Source organism: Nocardia sp. CC201C, from assembly GCF_030010695.1.
GTDB lineage: Bacteria > Actinomycetota > Actinomycetes > Mycobacteriales > Mycobacteriaceae > Nocardia > Nocardia otitidiscaviarum.
In genome coordinates, this window is the sequence record NZ_JASCXP010000256.1 from 1 (window position 1) to 10,493 (window position 10,493).

Here is a 10,493-nt window from a genome sequence, read left to right on the forward strand (position 1 = left end):
CGCGACGATGAACACCACCGTGAACGCCAGGTCGATCTGCAGGCCGCCCGCCCGGATCGGCGGCAGCACCTTGCGGACCGGAGCCAGCACCGGTTCGGAGAAGCGGTGGGTGACATCGCGTGCCTTGTAGATTCCCGGCGACGGGCTCTGCGAGAGGGTGACAATCCAATCCAGCACCAGGCGGGCCAGTAGGAGCAGCAGGAACACCCCTACGACCAGGCCGAGCAGGGTTCCGATGGCGCCCATGGCGTAACTCCCTTCCTGACGGCCGACTCGGCCGTTCTACTCGATCAACGCGCGGATAGCGATCAGAGTGCCGGATTTGCCGTGCTTTCAGGTGATTATCAGGTGAGCGTCCCGCGTGTCGGGTGCCGGAATGCTCACATTCCGTTGGGACTGGTCGGCACGTAGGCTCGGGCTGTGCGAGATTCGGTCACGGTCCAGATGGCGGCTCCTCCCGAACGAATCTGGGAGGTGATCAGCGATGTCACCGATGTCGGGCGGTTCAGCCCCGAAACCTACGGCGCGGAATGGCTCGGCGGGGCGACCGGCCCCGCGGTGGGTGCGAAATTCCGCGGTCGCGTCAATCGCAACGGCTGGGGGCTGAAGTACTCCACCGTCTGCCGCATCATCGACTGCGAACCCGGGCGGGAATTCGCCTTCACCGTGCTCGGTCCCGGCGGTATGCCGATCAATACCTGGCGCTATCACCTGGAGCCCGTCGACGGCGGCACCGCGGTCACGGAATCCTTCCAGCTGCACGACTCACCGGTGCTGCGGCTGTACTGGCTGCTGGCGGGCTGGGCCCGCGGCAAGACCAACCGCGACGGCATGCTCGAGACGCTGACCCGGATCAAACAGTACGTCGAGACCGCGAACCGGTAGCGAAATCCAGGCCCGCCGGGGCATTTCAGCGCGGCCCGGCCGCATCGGTGTCCGGCCCAGCGTCGGTGTCGGGTGCGGACGGGTCCGGAGCATCGGGCCGCCACGCTTCCACGACTCCGGGAAGGCCGTTCTGCACCACATAGGTGGCTCGCGTGTGGATGGGGGCGTCGGGACGGCGGACATAGGGCAGGACGCGAAAGTCGCTGCGCCACAGGTCATTGTCGAGTTCGACGCGGACATAGCCACGTTGGGCGTTGCTGAACTTCAGATCCGGGTTGGCCGCCATCAGACGGCGGACACCGGGGCTCGCATCGCTGCCGTCACCACCGCTGGTGATCGAGGTGCCGATGAATTCCGAGGCCACCACCGGTGATTCCGGATCGCCGTGGTCGCGGCGCAGATCGGAGGCGCAGTGCTGGTGGCGGTCGCCGGTGATGACCACCAGATTGCCGACGCCGCGCGCGGCGGCCGCGCCCAGCACCGCGGCGCGGTCGGCGAGATAGCCGTCCCAGGCATCGGTGCCCATGGCGACCGCCGGACCCGGATCGGTGTCGGTGCGACTCATGGACACCTGATTGCCCAGCACCTGCCAGCGGGCTCGGGAGCCGGACAGGCCGTCCAGCAGCCAGTCACGTTGCCGCGCACCGAGTATGGTGCGGTCGGCGGCGGCGCGTTCATCGCATCCCACGACCACGTCGCCGTCGCCGCACGCCAGCGGCGTCCGATACGAACGGGTATCCAGCATGGTGATATCCGCCAGATCTCCATAGTGGAACCGCCTGTGCAGCAGGATGTTCGGACCACTCGGCAGCTGTTCGATACGCAGCGGCTGATGTTCGTACATGGCCTGGAACGCGGCGGCCTTGCGGCGGCGGAACAGGAACGGCAGCCGGTAGATGTCGAATCCGAGGCCGGGGGAGTCGCCCGCCCAGTTGTTGTCGACCTCGTGATCGTCCATGGTGGTCAGCCACGGGAAGGCGGCGTGCGCGGCGCGCAGCGGCGCCTCGGCCTTGACCTGAGCGTAGCGCAAGCGGTAGTCGGTCAGATCGACGGCCTCGGTCCGGAATACCGCACTGGCCGGCACCCCGTCGCGACCGTTGGCCCAACTGCGCTCGTAGATGTAATCGCCGAGATGGACGACCAGGTCCAGATCCTCCCGGCTCATGTGGTCGTAGGCGGTGAAGTAGCCGGAACTCCACGACTGGCATGAGGCGAAGGCGAACCGCAGCCGCGCGGTGGCCCGCCCGAACGGGGGAGCGGTACGGGTGCGGCCGACCGGTGACAGGGCCGACCCGGCGCGAAATCGGTAGTAGTACCAGCGATCCGGCTCCAGCCCCCGCACCTCCGGGTGCACGCTGTGCGCGAGTTCGCGGGTCGCGACGGCACTGCCGCGCGCCACCACCTGTCGGAAACCCTCGTCGTGCGCGACCTCGTAGTCCACGGTCACCGGATCGAACGCCATCCCGCCGTGACCGTCCGGTGCCAGCGGGTCGGGTGCCAGCCGCGTCCACAGCACCACACCGTCCGGCGTCGGATCACCCGAGGCCACCCCCAACGCGAACGGATCACCACCGATCCAGCGCGGCGCGCGCAGCCGCCCACTGCTCACCGCCGAGGTTCCCACCAGCACGGCTGCCGAACCCGCGGCCCCGATCCGTAGCAACCGCCGACGAGACACGCTCATAAGACACGGTAATCACTTTCCGGTGCGTCCGTCGTTAACGGTCGCCCTGACCTGGCGAAACATTCGATGACGGTTCGGCGTCGGCGGCCGCGAACCGGGCGGTGAAGGCCGCCCGATCGGCCGAGTCCGGCGTGTGATCCCACACCGCGAAGACCACCCGCTCGAAGGCGGCCCCGTGACACGTCAGCGCGCCTTCGAACGCCGCCGCGACCTCGGCGGGATCATTGCGGAACACTCCGCATCCCCACGCCCCGAGCACCAGATCGCGTACCCCGTGCCGAGCCGCGACCGCGAGCACACGTGTCGCGCGCTCCATCAGGATCGCACCGACCGGAACCGGCGCGCCGGCCCGCCGCGCCAGCTCACCCGCGTTCGGCGCGGGCGAGGTCAGGAACGACCCCGGGTACGGGGTGGCGAGCAGGTCGCCGCGATCGTCGCGGACGACGGGAACATCCGGCGAGAAGATCACCCGGTGGCTGTAGCGCAGATCCGGAGCGTGTCCGGATCGCCGGTCCCGCCTACGATGTCGCCATGACCGGCAGCCAGCGCCTGAGCGTCGTCCCCTCCCAGTTCGTCATCGAGCACCTGCCGCACTCCACCTTCCCCGAGGACGACGAATGGATCGCGTTGGTCCGAGCGCCCGAGGGCCTCACCGTGATTCGTGAGGCCCCGCCCTGGGCGGAGGGCGAGATCTGGAAGGGCATCTACGGCGACGGCTCCCACACCCTCGACACCCCCGGCATGCTCGCCGCCCTCGTCACCCCGCTCGCGGACGCCGCCGTCCCGGTCTTCGTGGCCTCCACCTATCACGCCGACCTGGTCCTGGTCCCGTCCCACCGCCTGCCCGATGCCACGGCGGCGCTGCGCGACGCCGGTCACCGCCTTGCCGAGTAGCGGGGTCCCCGGGATACGCGCGGCCCGGTGACTAGACGGGGGTGATGCAGACGGTGATATCGCGCTTGGGCCACACCACGGCGTCGTTCCCCATACCGTGGCATCGGGGGGCATCCGTGACACCCAGGAAGATCGCCGTCAGCCTGGTGGTTCCCGGTTCGGGCGCGGTGCAGTCGACGCGGCCGGCACCGCGTTGGAGCCGGATCGGCCGACGGGGTTCGGGAGTGGGTGCCCGGCGTCGGGTTTCTCCTCGCCGGTTCCGGTTGAGGGGGTTTCCGTCGCCCTTTACGATCGAGATCTACGCAACCGGGCAGTAGGTTGAGGTTCCGGCGGACGCCGTGACGTGAGGAGATGTCGGCAACATGGCTGGGCGAGGCTTCGGGGATTTGGAAGCGGTCGTCATGGACCGTGTCTGGGAGCGCACCGAGCGGACGAGTGTTCGCGAGGTGTACGACGAGCTGACCGCCGTGCGTGACATCGCCTACACCACCGTCATGTCCACGATGGACAATCTGCATCGCAAGGGATGGCTGGACCGCGAGCGGGTGGGCAAGGCCTATCACTACTGGCCCACGCTGAGCCGCGAGCAGTACAGCGCCCGGCTCATGCGCGACGCGCTGGGTGCGGGCGGTCGGTCGGAGCTGGTGCTCGCGCATTTCGTGGAGCAGATGAGCCCGGAGGAGTCCGAGGGGCTGCGGGTCGCCCTGCGCAAGTTCACGCGCGGTAAGCGCGCCTGAGGGCCGGTTCTACGCATCGGAGATCGATCATGTCTACTATCTACGTACGTAGGCAGTAGATTGTTTGTTCCGGTACGGAAAGGCATCGATTCCCGGTGAGGTCGAGCGGACGGCAGCGCTCTCGTGGGCAGCTGTCCGCACTGATCGCCGTGCTGCTGCTGATTGTGCCGCTGATCGACTGCGCACTCGTCGAAACCGCCGGACACGCCCATTCACCCGCCGATACCGCGGTCGTCCTGGCCACCGGAGCCGCCGCCGATGCCCGTGCACCTCTGGACCACACGGTGGCGCAGTGTCTTCCCGACGTCGAGCACTGTGAGCAGGCGCTGCCCCCGGTGCTGGCGGCGGGTGTGCCACAGCTTCCGGCGCTCCCGCACTGGACGGCGCTCGCGCTCGCGGCCGTCCTGGCCTGGCGGCTGTGCGGGGGTGTGCGCGGCCCGCCTCCGCTACCCGCCCTCGCCGGTCGCTCGCTGTTGACCCGCTTCTGTATCTCCCGACGCTGATCGGTCAGCGCCAGGCCGATCACCGCATCGGCCGGTGTCCGCTGCCCGCATCAGTCTCGCCGCCCCCGGGCGGATACAGAAAGCGACAGTCATGGACAAGGTTGTGCTCGACCGGTCGGCCGCGGCTCCCGGAGCCGCCCGCCAACCGCGCGCCCTGGTGGGCAATACGCCCGTGCTCTGGGTGGGGGAGCCACTGGCTCCCGCCGGGCGCGGATTCTGGGCGAAGTTGGAGGGATGCAATCCGGGCGGGATGAAGGACCGCCCGGCGCTGCACATGGTGCGCCGGGCGCGCGAGCGTGGTGACCTCGCCCCGGGCGCGCGGATCATCGAATCCACCAGCGGCACTCTCGGTTTGGGGTTGGCGCTGGCGGGAATGGTGTATCGGCACCCGGTGACGGTGGTCACCGATCCGGGTTTGGAGCCGATCGTGGCGAATATGCTCGCCGCGTACGGAGCCCGGGTGGAACTCGTCCCGGACCCGCACCCGGTGGGCGGTTGGCAGCAGGCGCGGCGCGATCGGGTGGCGGAGCTGCTCGCCCGCGAGCCGGGAGCCTGGACCAGTACGGCAACCCCGACAATGTGGATGGATACAGTTCCCTGGCAATGGAACTGGCCGATCAACTGGGCCGGATCGACGTGCTGGTGTGCGCGGTCGGCACCGGTGGGCACTCGGCCGGGGTGGCGCGGGTGCTGCGGCGGTTCAATCCGGACCTGACCCTCATCGGCGTGGATACGGTGTCCTCCACCATCTTCGGCCAACCCGCCGGACCGCGACTCATGCGCGGCCTCGGCTCCAGCATCCACCCGCGCAATGTGGACTACGCAGCCTTCGACGAAATCCATTGGGTGGCACCGGCCGAGGCCGTGTGGGCCTGCCGCGCACTGGCCGCCGCCTATCACGCCAGCGGCGGCTGGAGTGTCGGCGCGGCGGCCCTGGTGGCGGGCTGGGCGGCCCGCACCCGACCGGCGGGGACCCGGATCGCGGCGGTCTTCCCCGACGGTCCGCACCGCTACTTCGACACGGTCTACAACGACAGCTATTGCGAGGAGCACGGTTTGCTCGACACTCCACCCACCGAGCCGCGGACCATCGATCATCCGCACCGGTGCGTGGTGCGGTCGTGGACCCGCTGCACCGCTGTGGTCGATCCGCGGGAGGCGCTGTCGTGAGCGCCGTGGCGACCTTCCGCGGCTTCGACGCCGCGGCCCGACTGTTGATGGTCAACCAGTTCGGTATCAATCTGGGCTTCTACATGCTCATGCCGTATCTGGCCGGATACCTGGCCGGCCCACTGGGTTTGGCGGCGTGGGCGGTGGGCCTGGTGCTCGGTGTGCGCAACTTCTCCCAGCAGGGCATGTTCCTGCTCGGCGGCACCCTCGCCGACCGGCTCGGATACAAACCGCTCATCGTGGCCGGATGTCTGCTGCGCACCGTGGGATTCGCCCTGCTGGTCTTCGCGACCTCGCTGCCGGCCCTGTTGATCGCCTCGGCGGCGACGGGGTTCGCGGGCGCGTTGTTCAATCCGGCGGTGCGCGCCTACCTCGCGGCGGAGGCCGGTGAGCGGCGCGTGGAGGCGTTCGCGGTGTTCAACATTTTCTATCAGGCGGGCATTCTGGCCGGGCCGCTGGTCGGACTCGCGTTGTTGGCCTTGGACTTCCGCCTGGTCGCGGGCGCTTCGGCGGTGGTGTTCGCGGTGTTGACGGTGGCGCAGCTGTTCGCGCTGCCCGCCCGCGCGGTGGTGCGCACCGAGCGCTCCTCCGTACTCGAGGACTGGCGGGTGGTGGTGCGCAACCGCCGGTTCCTGGCCTTCGCGCTGGCCATGATCGGCTCCTACGTGCTGTCGTTCCAGGTGTACCTGGCGCTTCCGCTGCAGGCGGAGTTCGTGGCGGGGGATCGGGCGCAGACCCTCACCTCGGCCATCTTCGTGATCTCGGGTGTGGTCGCGGTGGCGGGCCAACTGCGTATCACGGCCTGGTTCCGGACCCGCTGGGGCACCGGTCGCGGCCTGGTGGTGGGTATGGGTCTGCTGGCGGCGGCCTTTCTGCCGTTGGCGCTGGTGCCCGGTCCCGGCCGGCTCGGCTCGGTGGCCGCCGTGGCGGCCCTGCTGGTCGCGGCCGCGGTGCTCGCCGTCGGCACCGCGGCGGTCTTTCCCTTCGAAATGGATACCGTCGTATCGCTGTCGGGAGATCGCCTGGTGGCCACCCACTACGGCTTCTACAACACGGTGGTCGGCGTGGGCATTCTGGTCGGCAATCTGGCCACCGGCGCGGTGGTGGGCGCGGCCCGCGCGGCGGGCGTGGACTGGGCGGTCTGGGCCGGACTCATGGTGATCGGCGCGCTGTCGGCCCTGGCGCTCTACCGACTGGACCGCGGCGCGGTGCGGGTGGTGGCGCGTGACGGCGCGGCACCGGCGGCTCAGGCAGCGCGACGCGGCGCGGTGAGCTGAGCCAGGAATTCGGCGTTGGTCTGCGTCTGCCGCAGCCCCTCGAGCAGCAGTTCCGTGGGCTGCGTATCGACCGCGGCCAGGGTGCGGCGCAGCAGATCGGTGGCGGTCAGCTCATCGGCGGTGAGCAGGAGTTCGTCTCGGCGCGTGGAGGATCGGGCGATGTCGATGGCCGGGAACACGCGGCGGTCGGCGGTGGCGCGGTCGAGTTTGAGTTCGGCGTTGCCGGTGCCCTTGTACTCCTCGAAGATCACCGAATCGGCGGTGGAACCGGTTTCGACGAGGGCGGTCGCGACAATGGTGAGCGACCCGCCCTCCTCGAAGTTGCGGGCCGCGCCCAGGAAGCGCTTGGGGGGCGCCAGGGCGGCGGCGTCCACACCGCCGGACAGCACCCGGCCCGAGGACGGCGCGGCCAGGTTGTAGGCGCGGGCCAGCCGGGTCAGGGAGTCGAGCAGGACCACCACGTCGCGACCGGTTTCGGCCAGTCGCTTCGCATGCTCGATGGCGAGTTCGGCCAGTGCCACATGCTCGCGCGGCGCGCGATCGAAGGTGGCGGCGGCGATATCGGCGGGCACCGAACGGGCCAGGTCGGTGACCTCCTCGGGGCGTTCGCCGACCAGGACGAGCATGAGCTCGCACTCCGGGTGGTTCTTGGCGATACCGTGCGCGATCGATTGCAGCACAGAGGTTTTGCCCGCCTTGGGCGGTGCGACGATCAGTGCGCGCTGGCCCTTGCCGATGGGCATGACCAGATCGGTGACGCGCGTGGTGAGTTCGTGCGGTTCGGTTTCCAGGCGTAGGCGCTGATTGGGGTGGATCGGGGTCAGGTCCGCGAAACGTGGGCGATGCGCGGCCTGGCGCGGGTCCTGCCCGTTCACCGCTGTCACCGCGGTGAGGCGGTCGTATTTGCCGTTGCCGCTCGGCGGCGCGGCGATACCGGTGACGAAATCACCACGTCGAAGCTGTGTTTCGCGAATCAGTCGGTTCGGCACGTGGATATCGGCGGCGTCGGGCAGATACCCCCGGACGCGCAGTCCGGCGTGCTGGTCGGTGCTGTCGAGGATTCCGGATACAGTGCGTCCGGTCTCGCTCGGCTGCTGAGATGTGTTGTTGTTCATGGGTTTTCCTCGCAGGGAGTGCGGGAGACGAGTCGGCGGCGCGTGCGATGTGGCACGACGACAGAGATTTCGCCGAAGGTCTCCGGAGAAGGGATGTCGACCGCCGGTGGGAGAAATTCCTACAACCACCCGGAGCGGATATGGGTCAGGGTACGCCACCTGTCCCGGATCATGCAACGGTGGGTGCGGTCACCCTATTCCGCTCAGTCGCCGAATCCGGCGGTCGAGCCCGGTCTCGGCGGCTCCCGCGGCACCCTCCGGACCGTCCTCGGTCTCGGCGAGGGCGAGCAGTGCGCGCAGCACGGTGCCGCGCCCGTGACTGCGGACCGCCGCGTCGTCGGCGATCAGTTCGAGCAGTCGAGCCACCTCACGCGCTCCCGTCGTGAACAGGCCGATGCGGGGCAGTGCCGTCGCCAGTCCGCGCGTCACCGCGAGCAGCAGGTGGTGGTGTCCGTCCAGATGCGCCCGCTCGTGCGCCAGCACCGCCTCGACCTGGCGATCGTCCAGCGCGCTGAGTGCGCCACGGGTCACCACCACGGTATGCGGCTTGCCCGCCACGCAGTACGCCGCGGGCTCGTCCACATCCAGGACCACCGCGTCGAGTTCATGGCTGTGCCGCCCCGCGATCCGTGCCATGCGCGCGTGGGTGAAGGTGGTGCTCCGCGCCTCCCACAGCGACCGGCCCAGGCGGACCGTCAGGACCGTTCCCGCCGCCACCGTGAGCGCAGCGAGGGTGAACGCGCCGACCCGCACCGCATCGCCGTAGCCGCCGACGGCGGCATCGTGCAGTTGGCTGATGCAGGCGTCCATCATCGGCTGGTTCAGCGGGAACAGGCGGTGGTGGAGGAAATCCACGATCAGGGCGATCATGGCGGCGGCCCAGGACAGCGCCGTGAGTCCGATGGCGACGAGCCACGCCATCAGGGCCACGCGCGGTGACGCCGCCGTGCGGGCGTTCCGGAGCAGGAGTGGCGGGGCCAGGACTGCGATGACGAAGCCGAACACGATCGAACAGACCGCGGCGCTCACCCACACCTCCCATCCACCGTCTCGAGTGTACGTGCGCTCGCGGAGTACGTGGTTGCGCGTTCCGCCGCGATCTGTTTACTATCTACGTACGTACTACGTAGATAGTGCACTGCGCAGTACGCGAGCTTGTGCCGCCCCCTCATCGGCACAGGGGACGCCGTCCGGCAAGCGGCGTCGACGATCGGCGGGCGTGGACCACCCCCTCATCGGCCCACGCCCGCCGATTCGGGATGACTGATCCGGGGCCGCTACTGCCGGGCCAGCAGTGCGGTAGCCGCCTCCTCGATTCGAATCTCGTCCAGCAGAACGAGATTCGCGGCGGGGCCGAGCGGTATGAAACTGTCCGCACTGGTGACGCGGGCGATGGGTCCGTCGAAGCCGCCGTCGAGCAGGGCCGCGCACACCGCCTCGGAAATGCCGCCGCTGCGCCGGGTTTCGTCGGCGATGAGCACCCGCCCGCTGGCGCGGGCATGGTCGAGCAGATCGTCCACGGGCAGCGGTGCGAGCCAGCGCAGATCCACGACCCGGGCATGGATACCGCGCTCGGACAGGCGGCGCGCCACGCGCAGGCTCATGGGCACGCCATTGGCGAAACTGACGATGGTGAGATGCGTTCCGGTGCCGTGCGCCCGCGCCCGCCCGATCTCCGCGTGCCGCGGATTCGTGATCGGGGCCGCCCAGCCGCCGTCGCCGTCCCGGTAGAGGTCGCGGGTGTGGTAGAGCGCGATGGGTTCCAGGAAGACGCAGACGCGGCCGTCCACCCGCGCCGCCGAGACGCAGGTGCGCAGCATGGCGGCCGCATCGTCGGCGCGCGCCGGCGACGCGATGACGACGCCGGGGATATCGCGCAGTGCCGCAATGGAATTGTCATTGTGGAAATGTCCGCCGAAGCCCTTCTGATAGGCGTATCCCGCAATGCGGACCACGAGCGGATTGCGGTAGCGGCCCGCGGAGAAGAACGACAGCGTCGCCGCCTCGCCACGCAGCTGGTCGGCGGCGTTGTGGACGTAGGCGAGGTACTGGATCTCCGGGATCGGCACGAAGCCGGCCAGTCCCGCGCCGAGTGCGGTGCCGAGTACGGACTGCTCGTCGAGCAGCGTGTCGAAAACCCGACGTGCGCCGAAGGTCTGCTGCAAACCCTTGGTCACGCCGTACACGCCGCCCTTGCGGCCCACGTCTTCGCCGAATACCAGGATGTC

The 10,493-nt window shown here is 69.3% G+C and carries 10 protein-coding genes and 2 pseudogenes; 6 read left to right on the forward strand and 6 right to left on the reverse strand.

Going from position 1 to position 10,493, the window contains the following annotated elements; translation table 11 throughout:
* On the reverse strand, positions 1-246 hold a 246-nt coding region (locus QK444_RS23810), incomplete at its 3' end, for a YggT family protein (protein WP_282783844.1).
* 174 nt (positions 247-420) lie between these two features.
* Between QK444_RS23810 and QK444_RS23815 the strand changes: the two genes are divergently transcribed.
* Positions 421-885: an SRPBCC family protein gene (locus QK444_RS23815; protein WP_282783846.1), complete on the forward strand. Its 465-nt coding sequence runs from the start codon at positions 421-423 to the stop codon at positions 883-885.
* 25 nt (positions 886-910) lie between these two features.
* Here QK444_RS23815 and QK444_RS23820 read toward each other — a convergent pair whose 3' ends face one another.
* Positions 911-2,569: an alkaline phosphatase D family protein gene (locus QK444_RS23820; protein WP_282783848.1), complete on the reverse strand. Its 1,659-nt coding sequence runs from the start codon at positions 2,567-2,569 to the stop codon at positions 911-913.
* Positions 2,570-2,603: 34 nt separating this feature from the next.
* Positions 2,604-3,056: a TIGR02452 family protein gene (locus tag QK444_RS23825; RefSeq protein WP_282783862.1), complete on the reverse strand. Its 453-nt coding sequence runs from the start codon at positions 3,054-3,056 to the stop codon at positions 2,604-2,606.
* Between the two features lie 44 nt (positions 3,057-3,100).
* Here QK444_RS23825 and QK444_RS23830 point away from each other — a divergent pair, with 44 nt between their 5' ends.
* The 5 genes and pseudogenes from QK444_RS23830 (at position 3,101) to QK444_RS23850 (ending at position 7,150) form a co-directional block, all read left to right on the forward strand.
* Positions 3,101-3,463 (forward strand): ACT domain-containing protein, encoded by a 363-nt coding sequence (locus QK444_RS23830; protein WP_282783850.1) that lies wholly within the window; start codon positions 3,101-3,103, stop codon positions 3,461-3,463.
* A gap of 362 nt (positions 3,464-3,825) precedes the next feature.
* Positions 3,826-4,200: a BlaI/MecI/CopY family transcriptional regulator gene (locus QK444_RS23835; protein WP_282783852.1), complete on the forward strand. Its 375-nt coding sequence runs from the start codon at positions 3,826-3,828 to the stop codon at positions 4,198-4,200.
* A 95-nt stretch (positions 4,201-4,295) separates the two neighbouring features.
* On the forward strand, positions 4,296-4,703 hold the full coding sequence (locus QK444_RS23840) for a hypothetical protein (RefSeq protein ID WP_282783854.1): 408 nt from the start codon (positions 4,296-4,298) through the stop codon (positions 4,701-4,703).
* 91 nt (positions 4,704-4,794) lie between these two features.
* Positions 4,795-5,873 (forward strand): annotated as a pseudogene (locus QK444_RS23845) (PLP-dependent cysteine synthase family protein).
* Positions 5,870-7,150: an MFS transporter gene (locus QK444_RS23850; RefSeq protein WP_282783856.1), complete on the forward strand. Its 1,281-nt coding sequence runs from the start codon at positions 5,870-5,872 to the stop codon at positions 7,148-7,150. The pseudogene QK444_RS23845 and the gene QK444_RS23850 overlap by 4 nt, the downstream one beginning before the upstream one ends.
* On the opposite strand, the pseudogene QK444_RS23855 reads toward QK444_RS23850, so the two are convergent.
* The 3 genes and pseudogenes from QK444_RS23855 to QK444_RS23865 form a co-directional block, all read right to left on the reverse strand.
* Positions 7,120-8,226 (reverse strand): annotated as a pseudogene (locus QK444_RS23855) (transcription termination factor Rho, short form); the annotation flags it as partial. The gene QK444_RS23850 and the pseudogene QK444_RS23855 overlap by 31 nt on opposite strands.
* Positions 8,227-8,454: 228 nt before the next feature.
* On the reverse strand, positions 8,455-9,294 hold the full coding sequence (locus tag QK444_RS23860) for a M56 family metallopeptidase (RefSeq protein WP_282783858.1): 840 nt from the start codon (positions 9,292-9,294) through the stop codon (positions 8,455-8,457).
* A 248-nt stretch (positions 9,295-9,542) separates the two neighbouring features.
* A partial coding sequence (locus tag QK444_RS23865) for a transketolase C-terminal domain-containing protein (protein ID WP_282783860.1) occupies positions 9,543-10,493 on the reverse strand: 951 nt, incomplete at its 5' end.

Bases quoted from the DNA above. Each gene is read 5' to 3' on its own strand.
- QK444_RS23820 (WP_282783848.1), bottom strand. From the start codon at position 2,569: ATGAGCGTGTCTCGTCGGCGGTTGCTACGGATCGGGGCCGCGGGTTCG.
- QK444_RS23835 (WP_282783852.1), top strand. From the start codon at position 3,826: ATGGCTGGGCGAGGCTTCGGGGATTTGGAAGCGGTCGTCATGGACCGT.
- QK444_RS23830 (WP_282783850.1), top strand. From the start codon at position 3,101: ATGACCGGCAGCCAGCGCCTGAGCGTCGTCCCCTCCCAGTTCGTCATC.